Origin of the sequence: Pseudomonas syringae group sp. 247E2 (assembly GCF_032587795.1) — a bacterium.
In the GTDB taxonomy this organism is placed as follows: Bacteria; Pseudomonadota; Gammaproteobacteria; order Pseudomonadales; family Pseudomonadaceae; genus Aquipseudomonas; species Aquipseudomonas amygdali.
This window is the reverse complement of the sequence record NZ_JAWHPK010000024.1, coordinates 26,549-46,131: the sequence shown is the minus strand read 5'-3', so window position 1 is coordinate 46,131 and position 19,583 is coordinate 26,549. Positions and strand designations below refer to the sequence as shown.

The following is a 19,583-nucleotide window of genomic DNA, read 5'->3' as shown; positions in this document are numbered from 1 at the left end:
TCATAACGCCAAGTCGAGCCATGTACAGACGCGGAAGATCAATTTGAATAACTCATGGGCCTTGCCCTTTTGCCTGCTGGTTGCACTGTGCGTCAGCGGTTGCGCACATCAGCAACTTGCCAGCGAGCCAAGCCAGGCCATGCCGCCCTCGAGTTCTGCTTTCGGCCGCTCTATTCAAGCCATGGCGATGCCCCACGACGGGCGTTCCGGCTTTCGCCTGCTGCCCGACAGCAGCGATGCATTCAAGGCGCGCGCCGAGCTGATCCGTAACGCCAAAAGCAGCCTCGACCTGCAGTATTACATCGTCCACGACGGCCTGAGCACGCGCGCTCTGATCGACGAACTGCTCAAAGCGGCAGACCGTGGCGTGCGGGTGCGCATCCTGCTGGACGACACCACCAGCGACGGGCTGGATCAGGCCATCGCCACCCTCGCCGCGCACCCGAACATTCAGATTCGCCTGTTCAACCCGCAAAATCTGGGGCGCGAGACCGGCGTCACGCGCAGCTTGGGGCGTTTGATGAACCTGTCGCGTCAGCACCGGCGCATGCACAACAAACTGTGGCTGGCCGACAGCAGTGTGGCCATCGTTGGCGGGCGCAATCTGGGCGATGAATACTTCGACGCCGAACCGAACCTGAACTTCACCGATATCGACATGCTAAGCGTGGGACCGGTCGCCGAACAGCTCGGCCAGAGCTTCGATCAATACTGGAACAGCACGCTCAGCAAGCCCATCGATGCGTTCATGTACTTCCTGCCCGACGGTGAGGATCTGGCCCAGGCCCGGCAGCGGCTGGACGATTCGCTGGAGCAGGCGCATCAGCAACACAAGGCTCTGTATGAGCGATTGATGGCCTACAAGACTCAGCCACGCATGAAGACCTGGCTCAACGAGCTGGTCTGGGCGCACAACCAGGCATTGTGGGACGCGCCGACCAAGGTACTGGCGCAGGGAGATCCGGATCCGCACCTGCTACTGACCACGCAACTGGCCCCCGAGCTGCTGAACACTCGCAAGGAACTGATGCTGATTTCGGCTTACTTTGTGCCGGGTCAGGAAGGTTTGCTGTACCTGACCGGCCGTGCCGATGCCGGCGTCAACGTCAGCCTGCTGACCAATTCACTGGAAGCCACCGACGTTCCTGCCGTGCATGGCGGCTACGCGCCTTACCGCAAGGCGCTGCTGGAGCATGGCGTGAAGCTGTTCGAACTGCGCCGCCAGCCTGGCGATACCGAAACCATGCGCGGCAGCGGCCCGCATTTGTTCAAGAAAAGCAGCTCGTTGGCCAGTTCGGAATCAAGCCTGCACAGCAAGGCGATGATCTTCGATCGGCAGAAAGTCTTTGTCGGCTCATTCAATTTCGACCCGCGTTCTGTGCTGTGGAACACCGAAGTCGGCGTGCTGGTCGACAGTCCGCAACTGGCCGAAGAGCTACGCGAACTGACGCTTCAGGGTATGGCTCCCTCGCTCACTTACCAGGCGAAGCTGGAGGATGGCAAAGTGGTGTGGGTGACCGAAGACAATGGCCAGATCCACACGCTGCATACCGAACCCGGTGACTGGTGGCGGCGTTTCAACGCGTGGATGAGCCGTGCCATCGGCCTGGAAAGAATGCTTTAGGCGGGCGCAGCCTGGGCAACCCCGAACGCTCCACGTCGCCTGATCAGAATCAGCAGGCCAAAGGCACCTGCCGCCATCAGCAGCGGCAAGGCCTCACCGCTGACCCACTGACTGCCCGCGCCCGCTATCAGGGGCCCGATCAGACACCCGATGCCCCACAGTTGAGCGACATGCGCATTGGCGCGGACCAGTGAATCATCTCGGTAACGCTCGCCGATCAGGATCAGCGACAGGGTAAACAGCCCGCCAGCACTGGCGCCGAACACTGTCCAGAGCGGCCAGATCAGAACGGTATCGATCAGTAACGGCACCAGCAGACTGGACGCCAGCAACAAAACGGCGCATCCGGTAAACATTGCGCGGCGCGAAACGCGATCAGCGAGCATGCCGATCGGCAGCTGCAGTAACGCGTCACCTATCACCACCACACTGACCATGATCAGGGCGATTTCCGGGGAGAACCCGTGGCGTATGCAGTAGAGCGGCAGCAGCGTGAGGATCAAGGCTTCGAATGCAGCGAATAGCGCCACTGCCCAGGCGATAGCGGGCATGCCGCGACAGAAGCCCGCCAGATCAGTGAAGGTCACGTTGCAGGATTCAGTCGATGGCGCACCCGTGCGACCCAGCAGCAGGAACGGGGAGCCGACCAGTAGCAGCACGCCAATCCAGAAGCCGTAGTCGGCCTGAGTGCCGATAACGCCCAGCAACAGCGGGCCAGCCAGTTGGCTCAAGGCGTAAGTGCTGCCATACAGCGCTACCAGCCGTCCGCGCAGACGCTCGATCACCAGTTGGTTGATCCAGCTTTCACCCAGCACGAAGACGATGGTCAGAATCACCCCGAGCGCCAGACGCAAGACCAGCCAGACTCCGTAATACGGCAGCAGCGCCAGTGCGCCGACCGAAACGGCGCCGCCCCACAGGCACAGGCGCATCAGCTTGGCGGTACCGAAGCGCGCGGCGAGACGACTGGCCAGCGCCGCACCCACCAGCACACCCATCGCAGGCATCGCCGCCATGATGCCAATGGCAAACGAGCCGTAGCCCCAGCCTGCCAGACGCAATGAAACCAGCGGCATGCTGACGCCCATTGCCAGCCCGACGCCCAACACGGACGCCAGCACGGCAAAATAAGTACCCCAACGCATTATCAAGCTCCTGCTGCCCTAACGGCGCAATCAAGACCGGACGCAGAGCGTCCAGAACGGCATGCGACGCGGAGCGTCGCACGATAGTTGAGGTTATCGCTCCTCACGCTCCAGCGCGGGAATGCCGTGCGTGAAGCTCCGCGTCACAAATCTGCGCCGCGCCGCAAACGCAAGACCGGACGCGGAGCGTCGCACGATAGTTAAGGTTATCGTTCCTCACGCTCCAGCGTGGGAATGCCTTGCGTGACGCTCTGCGTCACAAATCTGCGCCACGCCGCAAACGCAAGCCAGGACGCGGAGCGTCGCACGATAGTTAAGGTTATCGTTCCTCACGCTCCAGCGTGGGAATGCCTTGCGTGACGCTCTGCGTCACTAATCTGCGCCGCGCCGCAGACGCAAGACCGGACGCGGAACGTCGCACGATAGTTGAGGTTATCGTTCCTCACGCTCCAGCGTGGGAATGCCGTGCGTGACGCTCTGCGTCACAAATCTGCGCCACGCCGCAAACGCAAGCCAGGACGCAGAACGTCCAGAACGGCGTACCGACGTTGGAGCGTCGGCACGATAGGTGTCGCGCTCCTGACTTACAGCTTGATCCAGGTGGATTTCAGCTCGGTGTATTTGTCGAAGGCATGCAGCGATTTATCACGACCGTTGCCTGACTGCTTGAAGCCACCGAACGGGGCAGTCATATCGCCGCCGTCGTATTGGTTGACCCATACGCTGCCCGCGCGCAGTGCCTTGGCGGTCAGGTGTGCTCTGGAGATATTTGCAGTCCACACGGCAGCAGCCAAGCCATAAGGCGTGTCGTTGGCTATCTGTATCGCTTCTTCGTCGCTGTCGAACGTCAGCACTGAAAGTACCGGGCCGAAGATCTCCTCTTGGGCGATCTTCATGGCGTTGTTCACGCCGTCGAAAATGGTCGGTTCGACGTACGTGCCGCCGGTTTCCTGCAGAATGCGCTTGCCGCCCGCAACCAGTCTGGCACCCTCGGCGTGACCGGCTTCGATGTAAGACAGCACTGTGTTCATCTGCTGGGTGTCGACCAGCGCGCCCACATTGGTCGCAGGGTCCAGCGGATTGCCGGGCTTCCAGGTGGCCAATGCCTCAAGCACCATCGGCAGGAAGCGTTCCTTGATAGAGCGCTCGACCAGCAGCCGAGAACCGGCAGTGCAGACTTCGCCCTGATTGAAAGCAATTGCGCTGGCGGCTGCTTCGGCGGCGGCCTGCAAATCCGGCGCGTCGGCAAAGACGATATTCGGGCTTTTGCCACCGGCTTCCAGCCAGACGCGTTTCATGTTCGACTCGCCTGCGTAAATCATCAGTTGTTTGGCGATTTTGCTCGAACCGGTAAACACCACGGTATCCACGTCCATATGCAGCGCCAGCGCCTTGCCGACGGTATGACCGTAACCCGGCAATACGTTGAGCACGCCCGCAGGAATGCCTGCCTCGATGGCCAGCTGCGCAATACGAATGGCGGTCAGCGGAGACTTCTCCGACGGCTTCAGGATCACGGAATTGCCGGTGGACAGTGCAGGACCAAGCTTCCAGCAAGCCATCATCAACGGGAAGTTCCACGGCACGATGGCGGCGACGACACCGACCGGCTCTCGGGTAACCAGGCCCAATTGGTCATGAGGCGTTGCGGCGACCTCGTCATACAGCTTGTCGATGGCTTCGCCGCTCCAGCTCAGGGCTCTGGCAGCACCGGGGATGTCGACACCGAACGAGTCGCCAATCGGTTTGCCCATGTCCAGAGTCTCAAGCAGGGCCAGCTCTTCGGCATTTTGCTTGAGCAGCCCGGCGAAACGGATCATGGTTTCCTTGCGTTTGGCCGGAGCCAGTCGCGACCAGGCACCCGAGTTGAAGGCGCTGCGCGCACTGTCGACAGCGCGTTGCGCGTCAGCGGTGTCGCAACTGGCGACCTTGGCAAGCATCCGGCCATCGACCGGGCTGATGCAATCAAACGTCTCGCCGGAGGAGGCTGCGGTGTATTCACCTTGAATGAAGGCACGGCCTTCGATCTTCAAATGCTGGGCGCGTTGCTCCCAGTCAGCACGAGTCAGGGTGGTCATTTGCATGTCCTCCTCTTGTTGAATGTGGGTGTGTCATGGTTGATTAAAGACACAATCTGAAATTTTTCAGGAAGGCCGTTACCCTAAACCAGCGGCCCGACAAAACCAATATATTTGACATAAATAGCCGCTACGGTGCTTTTATGTTGATTTTATTAAACAGCTCCGCACGCACGCCGAGGCACTAACGCACAGCACGCACGTCAAACCCTCAACGCATTCAGGACAAGGGGCCCATCATGAGCATCGAAAGCATCGTCGACTTCAGTGAAGCCAGCACCGCCGCCGAGCACTATCGCCCTGCACCGGAAAAGGTCTTTAAGGGCGATCCGGCACAAACCCTCTACAACCACTACAACAGCCCCTGCGGACAGATGAGCGCGGGGGTCTGGAATGGCGAGCCCGGGCAGTGGCAGGTGAATTACTCGGAGCATGAGTATTGCGAGATTGTGCAGGGTGTTTCAGTCCTGCGCGACGAGCAGGGCAACGCGAAAACCCTGCGCGCAGGCGACCGTTTCGTGATTCCAGCCGGCTTCAAGGGCACTTGGGAGGTGCTGGAAACATGCCGCAAGATTTATGTGGTGTTTGAAGCCGCTGCGGATAAATAAGTACTGCCCTTGCAGCTATGCCAGGAGCGCAGACACAAAAAAACCCGCCGAGGCGGGTTTTTTTGTAGCCGACAGAATCAATTACTTGATTTTGCCTTCTTTGTAGATCACGTGCTTGCGTACAACCGGATCGAATTTTTTGATTTCGATTTTATCCGGGGTAGTACGTTTGTTCTTGTCGGTGGTGTAGAAATGGCCTGTACCAGCGCTCGACACCAAACGGATCAATTCACGCATGATTCTCTCCCTTAAATTTTGCCGTCGCGACGCAGTTCAGCGAGCACAACTTCAATGCCACGCTTGTCGATGATACGCATGCCTTTAGCAGATACGCGCAGACGAACAAAACGCTTCTCGCCTTCAACCCAGAAGCGGTGATGCTGCAGGTTTGGCAGGAAACGACGACGGGTTTTGTTGTTTGCGTGGGAAATGTTATTCCCAGTCACCGGACCCTTACCGGTAACTTGACATACTCTCGACATGCCTCAGCCCTCTAAAACCACATGCCCAACCCGGCATGGGTTGGCCGCTTAATCTCTCAGTCATTTGGCGCCAGGCGCCGCGTTTCTTTAAGGGTCTTACCGGCTACACCTACAGTGAAGGAACCGGGCCCCTAGAAAAGAGCGCTGCTTTATACCAGAAACCCTTGGACGCAACAACAGGCAAAGCACTTTGACCCGAATGAATCCGCTCTGCGCGGCGGTATGCTCAAGCAATGCGGGGGCACAGGCAAATCGACCGCTCGTCGCACCGTGACGATTGTTCTACGCCAGCACATGGTCTAGGGTTAGTCCCTCACCAGACTGCGCCGGCAGATGGGGCCCTTTCTGAACAGGAAATAACGCCATGCGCCTAGCTGCACTCCCTTTTTTGCTTGTTCCGTTGCTGCTTCCGATTGCCGCCCAGGCATCGAGCCTTGTGGTTTGTACCGAAGCCAGTCCCGAAGGCTTCGACGTTGTGCAGTACAACTCACTGACCACCACCAACGCATCGGCCGACGTGCTGATGAACCGTCTGGTGGACTTCGATGCACAGAGCGGCAAGCTGGTACCGAGCCTGGCAGAAAGCTGGACCGTATCCAAAGACGGCCTGACTTACGACTTCAAGCTGCGCTCCGGAGTGAAATTTCATACCACAGACTATTTCAAGCCGAGCCGCGAGCTGAGCGCCGATGACGTGCTGTTCAGCTTCCAGCGCATGCTCGACCCGCAGAACCCGTGGCACAAGATTGCCCAGAGCGGCTTCCCGCATGCGCAATCCATGCAGTTGCCCGCGCTGATCAAGAGCATCGAAGCGCCTGACGCGCACTCCGTCCGCTTTACACTCAATCGGGCGGACTCGACCTTCCTGGCCACGCTGAGCATGGGTTTTGCGTCGATCTACTCGGCCGAATATACCGCGCAACTCCTGAAAGCCGGCACACCGGAAAAACTCAACAGCCAGCCGATCGGCACCGGGCCGTTCGTGTTCAAGCGCTTCCAGAAAGATGCAGTGGTGCGTTATGAGGCGTTCAAGGATTACTTCGCCGGCAAGTCTGATGTCGACACCTTGGTGTATGCCATCACAGCGGACGCCAATGTGCGCCTGCAGAAAGTCCGTCAGAACGAGTGCCAGATAGCGCTTTCGCCAAAGCCTCTGGATATTCAGGCGGCCAGCGAGGATAACTCGCTCAAGGTCGAGAAGACTGAAGCATTCATGACCGCGTTTGTCGCGATCAACAGTCAGCACCCGCCATTCGACAAGCCTGAAGTTCGTCAGGCCATCAACCTGGCGTTCGACAAGGCCAATTACCTGAAGGCCGTGTTCGAAGGCACCGCTGAAAAAGCCAATGGTCCTTACCCGCCCAATACCTGGAGTTACGCCAAGGACCTGCCTGGCTATCAGCACGATGTTGCCAAGGCCAAGGCGTTGCTGGCCAAGGCCGGTGTAAAGGAAGGCTTCAAGACCACTATCTGGACGCGACCTTCCGGGAGCCTGCTGAACCCGAACCCGAGCCTGGGCGCTCAATTGTTGCAGGCTGACTTGAAGCAGGTCGGCATTGATGCCGAGATCAAGATTATTGAGTGGGGCGAACTGATTCGCCGCGCCAAGGCTGGCGAGCATGACCTGCTGTTCATGGGCTGGGCAGGCGACAATGGCGACCCGGATAACTTCCTGACCCCGCAGTTCTCGTGTGCAGCCGTGCAGTCGGGCACCAATTTCGCCCGTTATTGCGACAAGACACTGGACAAGCTGATCGCAGACGGTAAATCAGTCAGTGACCAGGCCGAACGCAGCAAGCTGTACCATCAGGCGCAGCAGCAGATCCAACAGCAGGCACTGTGGATACCCCTCGCCCACCCGACCGCAGCAGCCCTGGTACGCAAGGACGTCACGGGTTATCAGGTCAGCCCGTTTGGCAGGCAGGATTTCTACAAGGTGCAGGTCAAGTAAATCGCCAGACCTAGGCCTGTCTGCGTAACTGGCGTGCCAATGCCCTGCATTGGCACGCCCCACCTCAAGACCGGACGCAGAGCGCGGGAACGATAACCCGAGTCTCGGCCTACCGCTCTGCGTGAGCGCTACATCAACCCGCGCTCAACCATCGACAGTGGCTCGCCGTCACCCACGATCACGTGGTCCAGCACATGAACATCCACCAGCATCAGTGCTTCCTTGAGGCGCTTGGTCAGGTCTATGTCGGAACGGCTGGGCGTGGTGATGCCGGAAGGATGGTTGTGGCAGAGGATCAGGCTGGCGGCGTTGTGAGCCATCGCTCGTTTCACCACCTGGCGCGGATGCACATAGGAGGCGTTGATCGTCCCGCGAAACAGTATCTCGAAGGTCATGACCCGGTGCTTGTTGTCCAGAAACAGGCAGGCGAAAACTTCATGCTGTTCATGTCTGAGCTGAGCTTTCAGGTAGTTACGCACCTGAGTGGGGTTTTCCAGCGCTGAGTCACGGCGCAAGGACTCGGCCATGTGCCGGCGCGCCATCTCCATGACAGCCTGCAACTGAGCAAATTTGGCAGGCCCCAGCCCGAGCTGGGAGGTAAACGTGGACAGGTCAGCATCCAGTAACGATCTGAGCCCGTCGAATTGATTCAGAAGATGACGGGCAAGGTCTACGGCGCTTTTTCCGGCCACCCCGGTGCGTAAAAAGATAGCCAGCAACTCGGCGTCGGAAAGGCTCCCCGCCCCCAACTCCAACAAGCGTTCCCGCGGGCGTTCGGCCGCGGGCCAACTGCGAATACTCATAGCACCTCCATGTGATTGGGCACCGCTGTTGCGGTGCAGTCGCTGTGCTATCTTAGCCCATCTTTTTTGCGCGACGGCCTGGCCTGGGGAGGCGTCATGGGCGTCGCGTATTCACTCGACCAAAAAGGCAGGTCTATGCAGCGGCTGTATCGAAAACGCATCGTTCTTGGCGTCGGCGGCGGCATCGCGGCCTACAAGAGCGCCGAGCTGGTCCGCCGCCTGCGCGATCAGGGCGCAGAAGTGCGTGTCGTCATGACCAAAGGCGGAGCAGAGTTCATTACGCCGCTGACCATGCAGGCCCTGTCCGGGCACCCTGTGCACCTGGACCTTCTCGACCCGGCCGCAGAGGCCGCGATGGGCCATATCGAACTGGCCAAATGGGCCGACCTGATCCTGATCGCTCCGGCCACCGCCGACCTGATCGCGCGCCTGGCGCAAGGCATCGCCAACGACTTGCTGACCACCATCGTGCTGGCAACCGATGCCACCGTCGCCATCGCACCGGCGATGAATCAAGCAATGTGGCGTGACGCCTCAGTGCAAGCCAATACCCGGCAGCTTGAAGAGCGTGACTTTCGTGTGTTTGGGCCAGCGTCCGGCAGTCAGGCCTGCGGCGATGTCGGCTTCGGTCGCATGCTGGAGGCCGACGATCTGGCCCTGTGCGCAGCGGACTGTTTCCAGCGCCTGAGCCTGACCGGCAAGCATGTACTGATCACCGCTGGCCCGACCCAGGAAAACATCGATCCGGTGCGCTACATCACCAACCACAGCTCCGGAAAAATGGGCTTTGCCCTGGCCGAAGCGGCTGTGGAAGCCGGTGCGCGCGTCACGCTGATCACCGGGCCAGTCAATCTGCCGACGCCGGATCGCGTCTCGCGCATCGATGTGGTCAGCGCCCGCGACATGCTGGCGGCGTGCGAGGCTGCCATCCCCTGTGACCTGTTCATCGCCTCGGCAGCGGTGGCTGACTACCGTCCGGAAGTTGTCGCCCCGCACAAATTGAAGAAAGATCCTTCAAACGGTGACGGCTTGCTGCTGCAGATGGTCCGCAATCCGGATATTCTGGCGACCATCGCAACCCGCCCGGATCGCCCTTTCAGCGTCGGCTTCGCCGCCGAGACCGAACACCTGCTCGACTATGCTGCCCGCAAGCTCAAGGACAAGAACCTGGACCTGATTGTCGCCAATGATGTCGCCAACCCCAGCATCGGCTTCAACAGTGAAGAGAACGCTTGCAGCGTGATTGACCGGGCGTTGCACGCAACGCTTTTTGCCCAGACCAGCAAGGCCAAGATTGCCCGCCAGCTGATCACTTTTATCGCCGACCGCATGAATCAGGTTTAACTACGAATGCACGCTCTACAAGCCAAGATCCTCGACCCTCGCATTGGCAGCGAATTTCCACTCCCGGCCTACGCCACTGTTGGATCGGCAGGCCTGGACCTACGTGCCATGCTCAAGGAGGATACCGTCCTCGAGCCCGGCCAGACCCTGCTGATCCCTACCGGCCTGTCGATTTACATCGGCGATCCGGGCCTTGCCGCGTTGATCCTGCCGCGCTCCGGCCTGGGTCACAAACATGGCATCGTGCTGGGTAACCTGGTGGGTCTGATCGACTCCGATTATCAGGGAGAATTGATGGTGTCGTGCTGGAACCGTGGCCAGACTGCATTCAACATCGCGGTGGGCGAGCGTATTGCGCAACTGGTGCTGGTGCCTGTGGTGCAGGCGCACTTCGAGCTGGTTGAAGCATTCGACGAAAGTCAGCGTGGCGCAGGCGGCTTCGGCCACTCCGGCAGCCATTAATCGTCATTCGGCACATAATCCGGGTTCGGAAAAAGGCTCAGGGAGAGGTCGGTGAAAGGCAGTCAGCACAGCGCTCCAAAACATGCTATTGCGGCCGATAACTCTCCCCCTGCAGCGAGCCTGAAAGGGCTTGCTCCAGGCCTTGTGCCTGCGACAATCGGCCTGATAATCGCCGCGGCGCTGGTCTGGGTTGCGCTGATATCAAGCCCCCAGCAGCAGGATCAGCTTGTTCAGGCATGGGGCGACAGTCAGGCGGCAGCCATTGGTCTGGCGCTGCAGCAGATCAATGCCGACACTCGATCGGCCGCCTCCGGCGCAACACTTGTACAGACGCTTCAGAGCAATGATGCCTCCGCATTGCTGGCAGCACAGGATCGCTTCACTCGCTGGGACGGCCTGGCAGGCGCGCGGCTTTACCCCAAAGGCCTGGCTGACGTCGATACCCAGGGCGCGTTGCCGGTAAGCTTTGCCACGCTGGATATGCTCAACAAGGCTGCACAAGGCGAGGTCGTCGCCCCGGAGGCTCGCAAGGTGGGCGAGCGCTGGTTGATCTACAGTGCTGCGCCGGTACGTGCCGCGCCAACTCAGCCGGTGGTGGGCACATTGCTGCTGGCCTTTGACCTGCAGCGCTTGCTCAATGCCTTGCCCGCACTGCCTGCCGAAGCCGGGCAAGTGGTGCTCAGCCAGCAGTTTGGCAACGGACCTGCGCAGGTTTTCCTGCAGCGCGGTCAGGCCGACGGCGGCAAACCGCAGGTGTTCGATACCGGCTATTCAGGCTGGAAACTCGAATTCACGCCCGGCCCCGGCCTGAAAACTTCGCCTTCCGTCGTACTTTTGCTGCTGGCGCTGGTTATCGCTGCAGCGGGCGTGCTGCTTGGCTTGCATCGCAGCGAGAGAGCTCTGCAACGGCGTATTTGCGCCGACGCACGACAACTGGATCAGTTGCTCCAAGAACTCTCACGCGGAAAAGCCGTCAAACCCTTCGGTTTGAGCCTCCCGGCCCTGAGTGGTCTGGCCCAGGCCCTTGCTCGTGTCTCGCTTCGCAGTCAACCCCAGGCAGTGCCTGCGTTGGTTGCCGGTGAGCAGCGCGATGCAGATATTGTCAAAGGCAGTGCTCCGTCCACAGTGGCTGCATCACGCACCGACTGGACCGATCCACTGTTTCAAGATACCGATATCCTTGATATCGACCTTCTCGATGAAAACCAGGACTTCCTGAGATCGGAGCATCCCCTCGCTATGAACAGCCCAGCATCCGTGGCACCCAACCTTCCCGAGACTATTTTCCGCGCCTACGACATCCGTGGTGTGGTAGGGGACACCCTCAACGCTGAAACGGCTTACTGGATCGGCCGCGCCATCGGCTCCGAAAGCCTGGCGCAGAACGAACCCAACGTCAGCGTCGGTCGCGATGGTCGCCTTTCCGGCCCGGAACTGGTGCAGCAACTGATTCAAGGCTTGCACGACAGCGGCTGCCATGTCAGCGATGTGGGCCTGGTGCCGACACCTGCGCTGTATTACGCCGCCAACGTGCTGGCAGGCAAGACCGGTGTGATGCTGACCGGCAGCCACAACCCCAAGGACTACAACGGTTTCAAGATCGTCATCGCGGGCGACACTCTCGCCAACGAGCAGATCCAGGCGCTACACGAGCGTATCAAGACCAACAACCTGACTTCGCAGAAAGGCAGCATCACTAAAGTCGACATCCTCGATCGCTACTTCAAGCAGATCAAGGACGACATCGTCATGGCCCGCAAGCTGAAGGTCGTGGTCGACTGCGGCAACGGCGCGGCAGGCGTGATCGCGCCGCAGCTGATCGAAGCGCTGGGTTGTGAAGTGATCTCGCTGTTCGCGGAAGTGGACGGCAACTTCCCCAATCACCACCCGGACCCGGGCAAGCTGGAAAACCTGCAGGATCTGATCGCCAAGGTCAAGGAAACCGGTGCCGATCTGGGCCTGGCGTTCGACGGTGACGGCGACCGTGTCGGTGTCGTGACCAACAAGGGTAATGTGGTTTACCCGGATCGCCTGTTGATGCTGTTCGCGCTGGACGTGCTCAAGCGCAACCCGGGTGCCGACATCATTTTCGACGTCAAATGCACACGTCGCCTGACTCCGCTGATCAGCGAACATGGCGGTCGTCCAGTGATGTGGAAAACCGGCCACTCGCTGATCAAGAAAGAAATGAAAAAGAGCGGCGCGCTGCTCGCAGGTGAAATGAGCGGCCACATCTTCTTCAAGGAGCGCTGGTTCGGTTTTGACGACGGCATCTACAGTGCGGCACGTCTGCTGGAGATCCTCAGCCAGGAGTCAGCCAATGCCGAAGACCTGTTCGAAACCTTCCCGAACGATATTTCGACGCCTGAAATCAACATCAAGGTGACGGATGTCACCAAGTTCAGCATCATCAAGGCCCTTGAAACCGACGCGCAGTGGGGCGACGCCAAACTGACGACCATCGACGGTGTCCGCGTGGACTATCCGAAGGGTTGGGGTCTGGTCCGTGCGTCCAATACCACGCCGGTACTGGTGCTGCGTTTCGAGGCCGAAACCGAGGCTGAGTTGCAGCGCATCAAGGACGTGTTCCACGCTGAGCTGAAAAAAGTTGCACCGGATCTCGACCTGCCATTTTGATTGTTTTTCCTTTTGACTGGAGCCCTGAATGACCCTCGAACGTGATGCCGCCTCTAATGTAGCCAAGGTCCTTTCCGAAGCGCTGCCTTACATTCGCCGCTTTGTCGGCAAGACGCTGGTTATCAAGTACGGCGGCAACGCCATGGAGAGCGAAGAGCTGAAAACCGGCTTTGCGCGCGACATCGTGTTGATGAAAGCGGTGGGCATCAACCCGGTGGTGGTTCACGGCGGCGGGCCGCAGATCGGTGATCTGCTCAAGCGCCTGTCCATCGAGAGCCACTTCATCGATGGCATGCGCGTGACCGATGCGCAGACTATGGATGTGGTGGAGATGGTCCTGGGTGGCCAGGTCAACAAGGACATCGTCAACCTGATCAACCGTCACGGCGGCAGCGCGATCGGCCTGACCGGCAAGGACGCTGAGCTGATTCGTGCGAAGAAACTCACCGTCACGCGCCAGACGCCGGAAATGACCAAGCCCGAAATCATCGACATCGGTCAGGTCGGTGAAGTGGTCGGGGTCAACACCGGGCTGCTCAACATGCTGGTCAAAGGGGATTTCATTCCGGTCATCGCGCCTATCGGCGTGGGCCCGGACGGCGAGTCGTACAACATCAACGCCGACCTGGTCGCAGGCAAGGTTGCCGAAGCCCTCAAGGCCGAGAAGCTGATTCTGCTGACCAACATCGCCGGCCTGATGAACAAGCAGGGCGAAGTGCTGACTGGGCTGACCACCGAGCAGGTCGACGGCCTGATCGCCGACGGCACGATCTACGGCGGCATGCTGCCGAAGATCCGTTGCGCGCTGGAAGCGGTTCAGGGTGGGGTCAATAGCTCGCACATCATCGATGGACGAGTGCCCAATGCGGTCCTGCTGGAAATCTTCACCGACAGCGGTGTAGGTACTCAGATCACCAACCGCAAGCGGCATTGATTCAGGCGTAACACCCAAAGGCCGCGTGAGCTGACGCTGACGGGGCCTTTTTGTTGGTTGATGATGATCGCTGATTATCGTTCCCACGCTGGAGCGTGAAGAACGATAGGTGCCTGGCTTCGACCCCTTTCGCGAACAAGTTCGCTCCTACGGCCTTCGGCCAGAATCAAAAAAAGGCGTGGGCATGCGCTTCTGGACGCTCTGCGTCCGGTCATTGAGTCAGGCGCTGGACGCGTGCACGATCGACGGCGAAATCTGCTTCAGCCTTTACCCGTGCGGCCTGATACCCGGCGATATCGGTTTGCAGCTTCTGCTGCTGATCGCGCAAGTCATTCAACTGATCGACCAGCCCCTGCTGAACCGGACGCCCCGCACGCTCCAGGTCGGCTGCCTGACCTTGCAGATTGCGCTGCTGAGCCGCCAGCCCCTGAATATTGCCCTGAGCAACGCCAATCAGCGCATCCAGCTCGGCCAGTTTACGGACCTTGACGCGGTCCACCTCATCGACACTGCTGTAAAGGCTTAACAGCTGTGCATCCGCAGCGGCCTGGCGCTTGTCTGCTTCGGACTGACGAATCTGCTCGGCAGTCGGCGCGGGCGGTACGACCTGTATCACCCGGCCACGACCATTGAGCACTTCATAGCCTTTGGCAACGTAGTCGGGCGGCACGCCTTGCGTATCGATCACGGTCACGCCACGGCTGTCGACGTAGCGATAAAGTCGAGCTTCAGGCGCATCAGCCGCTTGAGCGAGCGAGGGCGCAAGCATGCCAAGAGCCAGCCAGAACCCCAAAACGCTCAGTACGCCTGAAACCGAAGCCCGCTCCGTGCCGCTGACTGCCATAGGCTCGTCCTCAGATTCCGTATTGCGCGCGATAGGCTTCGACGGCAGGCAGATGCTGCTTGAGCTGCGGATCGTCGGCCAGGAACTCAAGCACTTGATTCAATGACACGATACTCACTACCGGGATGCCGAAGTCACGCTCGACCTCCTGAATCGCCGACAGCTCGCCATTGCCGCGCTCCTGGCGATTGAGGGCAATCAGGACACCTGCCGCAGTCGCGCTCTGGTCCTTGATGATCTGCATAACCTCGCGAATCGCCGTGCCCGCAGTAATGACGTCGTCGATAATCAGCACGTTGCCCGCCAGCGGGGAGCCCACCAGGCTGCCACCTTCGCCGTGCGCTTTGGCTTCCTTGCGGTTGAAACACCACGGCAGATCACGGTCATGATGCTCGGCCAGCGCCACGGCAGTTGCCGAGGCGAGCGGAATACCCTTGTAGGCCGGGCCGAACAGAACGTCGAAGGCAATACCGCTTTCAACCACGGCTGCTGCGTAGAAACGCCCCAGTTGTGCCAGTGCGGAACCGGTGTTGAACAGCCCCGCATTGAAGAAGTACGGGCTGGTGCGCCCGGACTTGAGAGTGAACTCACCGAAGCGCAGAACACCGCGATCGATGGCAAAACGAATAAAATCGCGCTGATACGCTTGCATGGAAAAAGCTCCGGATACCACGGATTTAGCTAATTAGGTAGAGCTCGGGTATCATACACGCACGTGATTTTTGGGGCCATTTATGCGGATCATCAGTGTGAACGTAAATGGCATTCAGGCTGCGGTCGAGCGTGGTTTGCTCAGCTGGCTGCAAGCTCAGAATGCCGACGTCATCTGCTTACAGGACACCCGCGCCTCCACCTTTGAACTGGATGATCCAGCCTTTCAGCTGGACGGTTACTTCCTCTATGCCTGCGAAGCCGAGGTTCCCGCTCAGGGTGGTGTGGCGCTTTATTCGCGGTTGCAACCGAAGGCGGTAATCAGCGGTCTCGGTTTCGAGACAGCCGACCGCTACGGGCGCTACCTGCAAGCAGATTTCGACAAGGTCAGTATCGCTACCCTGCTCTTTCCGTCAGGGATGAATGGCGATGAAGACCTGAATCAGAAATTCAAGCTCATGGACGATTTCGGCAAGTACATGGACAAGCAACGCCGCAAGCGTCGCGAATACATCTATTGCGGATCGCTCTACGTCGCGCAGCAGAAGCTCGACATCAAAAACTGGCGTGACAGCCAGCAGTCTCCTGGCTTCCTGGCGCCTGAACGCGCCTGGATGGACGAGATTGTCGGCACCATGGGCTATGTCGATGCCCTGCGTGAAGTCAGCCGCGAAGGTGATCAGTACAGCTGGTGGCCGGATAACGAACAGGCCGAGATGCTGAATCTGGGCTGGCGCTTCGATTATCAGATACTGACCCCAGGCTTGCGCCGCTTCGTACGCAGCGCTCGCCTGCCGCGTCAGCCGCGCTTCTCGCAGCACGCGCCATTGATCGTGGACTACGACTGGACCCTGACTATCTGATCGTCAGACGAACAGTGCACACGAAAAAGCCGACTTCAAGTCGGCTTTTTGAGTTGCCCGAAGTGATGCTACTTGATCAGGCGCAAAGTGAACGGATAGCGATAATCGACGCCGTCATTGGCTTTTATCCCGGCAATGATCGCAAGCACTGCGGCTCCGATCCCCACCAGGGTCAGTAATGCAAAGCCGATGATCAGCAGCACCAGCAGCATGCTGACGGTGGCCGCAATGGCGACTGTGATCTGAAAGTTCAGCGCCTCCTTGCCTTGCGCGTCGATAAACGGATCGGAGTCTTTCTTCAACTGCCAGATAATCAGTGGGCCCAGTAGATTGCCGAACGGAAACATCAGTCCGGCAAACGCCGACAAGTGACAGAACATCGCCCACTGGCGAGCGCTTTGGGGCGGTTTGCTGAACGGTTGCAAGCTGTCACTCATTATCGGACCCCTTCTGGATATCAGTCGGCCAACGCGGCGCGCTGCAATTCAAACAGCTCGGTCATGCCTTTCTGAGCCAGGGCGAGCATCGCGCTCAGCTCTTCAGGCTGGAACGGTGCACCTTCGGCTGTGCCCTGTACTTCAATGAAGCCGCCTGCACTGGTCATGACCACGTTCAGGTCGGTCTCCGCAGCGGAATCTTCCAGGTAATCGAGGTCAAGCACCGGCTCGCCCTGATACATGCCGACCGAAACGGCTGCGATCATCTGCTTGAGCGGGTCACCGCCCTTCAGGCCGCCACGCTTCTTGATCACTTTCAAGGCGTCTGCCAGAGCAACCATTGCGCCGGTAATGGACGCGGTGCGAGTGCCGCCGTCCGCTTGAATGACATCGCAATCGACGTACAGGGTCACGTCGCCCAGCTTGGACATGTCCAGCGCAGCGCGCAGCGAACGACCGATCAGGCGCTGGATTTCGAGTGTACGACCACCCTGCTTGCCGCGACTGGCTTCACGCTGGTTACGCTCGCCGGTAGCGCGCGGCAGCATGCCGTACTCGGCAGTCAGCCAACCCTGGCCCTGACCCTTGAGGAAGCGTGGTACGCCGTTTTCGACGCTGACGGTGCAGATCACCTTGGTATCACCAAACTCGACCAGTACAGAACCCTCGGCGTGTTTGGTGTAGTTGCGGGTGATGCGGATCGAGCGGAGCTGATCGGCGGCGCGACCACTTGGACGTTTCATCTGGGATACCTGTACTGAGACGGAAAACTGCTGGGCATTATAGAGGTCACAGCTGCCGCTGGGCATCTCTAAAAGCCGCCAATGCCGATTTGCTACGAACAGAAGGCTCTGGATCAATACTTTCGACGCTCTGGCGTGATCGCAAGGAATGCCTTGTGTCACTTGTAACGCTGCCGGATTGGGAGCCTGCGCCGCACTGCGCTACAATCCTGCGCCTCTGCAGCCAGTCGGCTTTCACGACACCCATGAACGCCGATCCTGTGCACTCATGGGTTGAATCACGCTCCTGAATCGATAAGAGGTACTTCCCATGGTGCACAGCATGACTGCCTTTGCCCGCGTAGAGCGAGCCGGTGCCCAAGGCACACTGAGCTGGGAACTGCGCTCGGTCAATCACCGCTATCTGGAGCCGCACCTGCGCCTGCCAGAGTCGTTCCGTGATCTGGAAGGTGCGATTCGCGAAGCGCTACGCCAGGGGCTGTCGCGTGGCAAAGTTGAATGCACACTGCGTTTTGTCGAGGAAACCGCCGGCAAACCGCTGCAAGTGGATCTTGAGCGTGCAGGCCAGTTGATCGCCGCAGCCGAATCGGTTGCCGGCCTGATCAAACAGCCTGCCGCGCTGAATCCCCTGGAAGTTCTGGCATGGCCCGGCGTACTGGTGGCCGACGCCAGCGATCCACAGGTGTTGAACACCGAGGCGCTGAAGCTGTTCAATGATGCACTGACTGAATTAAAGAGCGGGCGCGGACGCGAAGGTGCAGACCTGGCCAGACTGCTTGATGACCGGTTGTCTTCCATCGTCGAGGAGGTTGCCACCCTGCGCACCCTGGTGCCGCAAATGCTGGCAACTCAGCGCCAGAAAGTACTGGATCGCTTTGCCGACATGAAAGCCGAACTGGATCCGCAGCGCCTTGAGCAGGAAATGGTTCTGTTGGCACAGAAAAGCGATGTTGCCGAAGAGCTGGACCGCCTCAGCACACACGTCACCGAAGTGCGTCGCGTACTCAAGGCTGGCGGTCAGGCAGGCCGGCGCCTTGATTTCCTGATGCAAGAGCTTAACCGCGAAGCGAATACACTGGGCTCCAAGGCCTTTGACCCACGCAGCACGCAGGCTGCCGTCAACCTTAAAGTGTTGATCGAGCAAATGCGCGAGCAAGTGCAGAATATTGAGTAAGGCTGAACCTCACATGAACCATATCACTGGCACCCTGTATATCATTTCCGCCCCGTCCGGCGCGGGCAAGACCAGCCTGGTCAAGGCCCTGATGGACGCCCAGCAAGAGCCTCAGCACGGCGCGCAGGCGAAGATTCGCGTCTCGGTCTCGCACACCACCCGGGCCATGCGCCCCGGCGAAGTGAACGGCGTGAACTACAACTTCGTCGATCGTGCCGAGTTCGTGCGCATGATCGAGCACGGCGACTTTCTTGAGCAGGCCGAAGTCTTTGGCAATCTGTACGGCACCTCGCAGAGCCACCTGCAGCAGACCCTGGACGAAGGCCACGACCTGATTCTGGAAATCGACTGGCAGGGTGCCCGGCAGGTTCGTGCACAAATGCCGCAGGCCCGGTCGATCTTCATTCTGCCGCCTACCCAGCAGGCATTGCGTCAGCGTCTGACCAATCGTGGCCAGGACAGTGACGAGATCATTGAAGCGCGGATGCGTGAGGCGGTCAGCGAAATGAGCCACTACAACGAGTACGAATACGTTGTGGTCAATGACGATTTTGCCGGTGCACTGGAAGACCTCAAGGCAATATTCCGCGCCAATCGCCTGACTCAGCAGCATCAGCAAGAGCAATACAGCGAGCTTTTTCAGGAGTTGCTGGCTTGATCGAGTCGTTTCCAGACATCAGGCAACAGGTTAAAAGCATGCCGTTGGTGGCTTGCCGCTTGATGCCTGGTGCTGTCCGCTTGTAAACTATCGAGTCCGCTCGCCCATCCGGGCATCGCGCATCCGCATTTGCTACGAGGAATAC

At 59.4% G+C, this 19,583-nt stretch carries 19 protein-coding genes; 10 read left to right on the top strand and 9 right to left on the bottom strand.

Annotated features, from left to right (window positions below):
- Positions 1 to 43: 43 nt before the first annotated feature.
- The gene (locus RYC18_RS20285; RefSeq protein ID WP_316886662.1) at positions 44 to 1,624 is read left to right on the top strand and encodes a phospholipase D family protein; all 1,581 of its coding nucleotides are present in this window, start codon (positions 44 to 46) and stop codon (positions 1,622 to 1,624) included.
- Here RYC18_RS20285 and RYC18_RS20280 read toward each other — a convergent pair.
- Both RYC18_RS20280 and RYC18_RS20275 read right to left on the bottom strand, forming a co-directional pair.
- On the bottom strand, positions 1,621 to 2,769 hold the full coding sequence (locus RYC18_RS20280) for an MFS transporter (protein ID WP_316886661.1): 1,149 nt from the start codon (positions 2,767 to 2,769) through the stop codon (positions 1,621 to 1,623). The two genes, RYC18_RS20285 and RYC18_RS20280, sit on opposite strands and share 4 nt — an antisense overlap.
- 584 nt (positions 2,770 to 3,353) lie before the next feature.
- On the bottom strand, positions 3,354 to 4,847 hold the full coding sequence (locus RYC18_RS20275; RefSeq protein ID WP_004666556.1) for an aldehyde dehydrogenase: 1,494 nt from the start codon (positions 4,845 to 4,847) through the stop codon (positions 3,354 to 3,356).
- A 239-nt stretch (positions 4,848 to 5,086) separates the two neighbouring features.
- Between RYC18_RS20275 and RYC18_RS20270 the strand changes: the two genes are divergently transcribed.
- The gene (locus tag RYC18_RS20270) at positions 5,087 to 5,455 is read left to right on the top strand and encodes a cupin domain-containing protein (RefSeq protein ID WP_004666557.1); all 369 of its coding nucleotides are present in this window, start codon (positions 5,087 to 5,089) and stop codon (positions 5,453 to 5,455) included.
- A gap of 81 nt (positions 5,456 to 5,536) precedes the next feature.
- Here RYC18_RS20270 and rpmG read toward each other — a convergent pair whose 3' ends face one another.
- Positions 5,537 to 5,692, bottom strand: a complete 156-nt coding sequence (rpmG, locus tag RYC18_RS20265) for a 50S ribosomal protein L33 (RefSeq protein ID WP_002551515.1) — start codon at positions 5,690 to 5,692, stop codon at positions 5,537 to 5,539.
- 11 nt (positions 5,693 to 5,703) lie between these two features.
- Entirely contained in the window at positions 5,704 to 5,937 is a 234-nt protein-coding gene (gene rpmB / locus RYC18_RS20260) for a 50S ribosomal protein L28 (RefSeq protein WP_002551514.1), read from the bottom strand.
- A 364-nt stretch (positions 5,938 to 6,301) separates the two neighbouring features.
- Between rpmB and RYC18_RS20255 the strand changes: the two genes are divergently transcribed.
- On the top strand, positions 6,302 to 7,888 hold the full coding sequence (locus tag RYC18_RS20255) for an ABC transporter substrate-binding protein (protein ID WP_316886660.1): 1,587 nt from the start codon (positions 6,302 to 6,304) through the stop codon (positions 7,886 to 7,888).
- A 128-nt stretch (positions 7,889 to 8,016) separates the two neighbouring features.
- On the opposite strand, the gene radC is transcribed toward RYC18_RS20255, so the two are convergent.
- Entirely contained in the window at positions 8,017 to 8,691 is a 675-nt protein-coding gene (gene radC, locus RYC18_RS20250) for a RadC family protein (protein WP_002551512.1), read from the bottom strand.
- Positions 8,692 to 8,826: 135 nt separating this feature from the next.
- Here radC and coaBC point away from each other — a divergent pair, with 135 nt between their 5' ends.
- From coaBC to argB, 4 genes are read left to right on the top strand one after another with little or no spacing between them, the layout of a single operon-like run.
- Positions 8,827 to 10,035 (top strand): bifunctional phosphopantothenoylcysteine decarboxylase/phosphopantothenate--cysteine ligase CoaBC, encoded by a 1,209-nt coding sequence (gene coaBC, locus RYC18_RS20245; RefSeq protein WP_316886659.1) that lies wholly within the window; start codon positions 8,827 to 8,829, stop codon positions 10,033 to 10,035.
- 6 nt (positions 10,036 to 10,041) lie between these two features.
- Positions 10,042 to 10,497 carry a dUTP diphosphatase gene (gene dut / locus RYC18_RS20240; protein WP_316886658.1) on the top strand — a complete coding sequence of 152 codons (456 nt, stop codon included), beginning with the start codon at positions 10,042 to 10,044 and terminating at the stop codon, positions 10,495 to 10,497.
- Positions 10,498 to 10,548: 51 nt separating this feature from the next.
- Positions 10,549 to 13,134: a phosphomannomutase/phosphoglucomutase gene (locus RYC18_RS20235; protein WP_316886657.1), complete on the top strand. Its 2,586-nt coding sequence runs from the start codon at positions 10,549 to 10,551 to the stop codon at positions 13,132 to 13,134.
- 28 nt (positions 13,135 to 13,162) lie between these two features.
- Positions 13,163 to 14,068: an acetylglutamate kinase gene (argB, locus tag RYC18_RS20230; protein ID WP_002551508.1), complete on the top strand. Its 906-nt coding sequence runs from the start codon at positions 13,163 to 13,165 to the stop codon at positions 14,066 to 14,068.
- Between the two features lie 211 nt (positions 14,069 to 14,279).
- Here argB and RYC18_RS20225 read toward each other — a convergent pair whose 3' ends face one another.
- The gene (locus tag RYC18_RS20225; protein WP_117140266.1) at positions 14,280 to 14,912 is read right to left on the bottom strand and encodes a DUF4124 domain-containing protein; all 633 of its coding nucleotides are present in this window, start codon (positions 14,910 to 14,912) and stop codon (positions 14,280 to 14,282) included.
- 10 nt (positions 14,913 to 14,922) lie between these two features.
- Positions 14,923 to 15,564 (bottom strand): orotate phosphoribosyltransferase, encoded by a 642-nt coding sequence (gene pyrE / locus RYC18_RS20220; RefSeq protein WP_005778502.1) that lies wholly within the window; start codon positions 15,562 to 15,564, stop codon positions 14,923 to 14,925.
- A gap of 82 nt (positions 15,565 to 15,646) precedes the next feature.
- Here pyrE and RYC18_RS20215 point away from each other — a divergent pair, with 82 nt between their 5' ends.
- Positions 15,647 to 16,426 carry an exodeoxyribonuclease III gene (locus RYC18_RS20215; RefSeq protein WP_002551505.1) on the top strand — a complete coding sequence of 260 codons (780 nt, stop codon included), beginning with the start codon at positions 15,647 to 15,649 and terminating at the stop codon, positions 16,424 to 16,426.
- 68 nt (positions 16,427 to 16,494) lie between these two features.
- Here the strand turns inward: RYC18_RS20215 and RYC18_RS20210 are convergent, their stop codons facing one another.
- Together RYC18_RS20210 and rph are read right to left on the bottom strand one after the other, a co-directional pair.
- Positions 16,495 to 16,863 carry a DUF4870 domain-containing protein gene (locus tag RYC18_RS20210; protein WP_003313990.1) on the bottom strand — a complete coding sequence of 123 codons (369 nt, stop codon included), beginning with the start codon at positions 16,861 to 16,863 and terminating at the stop codon, positions 16,495 to 16,497.
- A gap of 20 nt (positions 16,864 to 16,883) precedes the next feature.
- Complete coding sequence (rph, locus tag RYC18_RS20205; RefSeq protein ID WP_316886656.1) at positions 16,884 to 17,606, bottom strand: ribonuclease PH; 723 nt, start codon at positions 17,604 to 17,606, stop codon at positions 16,884 to 16,886.
- A 310-nt stretch (positions 17,607 to 17,916) separates the two neighbouring features.
- Between rph and RYC18_RS20200 the strand changes: the two genes are divergently transcribed.
- Together RYC18_RS20200 and gmk are read left to right on the top strand one after the other, a co-directional pair.
- Complete coding sequence (locus RYC18_RS20200; protein WP_002551502.1) at positions 17,917 to 18,780, top strand: YicC/YloC family endoribonuclease; 864 nt, start codon at positions 17,917 to 17,919, stop codon at positions 18,778 to 18,780.
- Positions 18,781 to 18,793: 13 nt separating this feature from the next.
- Entirely contained in the window at positions 18,794 to 19,438 is a 645-nt protein-coding gene (gene gmk, locus RYC18_RS20195) for a guanylate kinase (RefSeq protein ID WP_005744853.1), read from the top strand.
- The last annotated feature ends 145 nt before the right edge of the window (positions 19,439 to 19,583 follow it).

Coding starts and splice junctions, on each gene's coding strand:
- RYC18_RS20280 (WP_316886661.1), bottom strand. CDS start 2,769: ATGCGTTGGGGTACTTATTTTGCCGTGCTGGCGTCCGTGTTGGGCGTC.
- RYC18_RS20275 (WP_004666556.1), bottom strand. CDS start 4,847: ATGACCACCCTGACTCGTGCTGACTGGGAGCAACGCGCCCAGCATTTG.
- RYC18_RS20270 (WP_004666557.1), top strand. CDS start 5,087: ATGAGCATCGAAAGCATCGTCGACTTCAGTGAAGCCAGCACCGCCGCC.
- rpmG (WP_002551515.1), bottom strand. CDS start 5,692: ATGCGTGAATTGATCCGTTTGGTGTCGAGCGCTGGTACAGGCCATTTC.
- rpmB (WP_002551514.1), bottom strand. CDS start 5,937: ATGTCGAGAGTATGTCAAGTTACCGGTAAGGGTCCGGTGACTGGGAAT.
- RYC18_RS20255 (WP_316886660.1), top strand. CDS start 6,302: ATGCGCCTAGCTGCACTCCCTTTTTTGCTTGTTCCGTTGCTGCTTCCG.
- radC (WP_002551512.1), bottom strand. CDS start 8,691: ATGAGTATTCGCAGTTGGCCCGCGGCCGAACGCCCGCGGGAACGCTTG.
- coaBC (WP_316886659.1), top strand. CDS start 8,827: ATGCAGCGGCTGTATCGAAAACGCATCGTTCTTGGCGTCGGCGGCGGC.
- dut (WP_316886658.1), top strand. CDS start 10,042: ATGCACGCTCTACAAGCCAAGATCCTCGACCCTCGCATTGGCAGCGAA.
- argB (WP_002551508.1), top strand. CDS start 13,163: ATGACCCTCGAACGTGATGCCGCCTCTAATGTAGCCAAGGTCCTTTCC.
- RYC18_RS20225 (WP_117140266.1), bottom strand. CDS start 14,912: ATGGCAGTCAGCGGCACGGAGCGGGCTTCGGTTTCAGGCGTACTGAGC.
- pyrE (WP_005778502.1), bottom strand. CDS start 15,564: ATGCAAGCGTATCAGCGCGATTTTATTCGTTTTGCCATCGATCGCGGT.
- RYC18_RS20215 (WP_002551505.1), top strand. CDS start 15,647: ATGCGGATCATCAGTGTGAACGTAAATGGCATTCAGGCTGCGGTCGAG.
- RYC18_RS20210 (WP_003313990.1), bottom strand. CDS start 16,863: ATGAGTGACAGCTTGCAACCGTTCAGCAAACCGCCCCAAAGCGCTCGC.
- rph (WP_316886656.1), bottom strand. CDS start 17,606: ATGAAACGTCCAAGTGGTCGCGCCGCCGATCAGCTCCGCTCGATCCGC.
- RYC18_RS20200 (WP_002551502.1), top strand. CDS start 17,917: ATGGTGCACAGCATGACTGCCTTTGCCCGCGTAGAGCGAGCCGGTGCC.
- gmk (WP_005744853.1), top strand. CDS start 18,794: ATGAACCATATCACTGGCACCCTGTATATCATTTCCGCCCCGTCCGGC.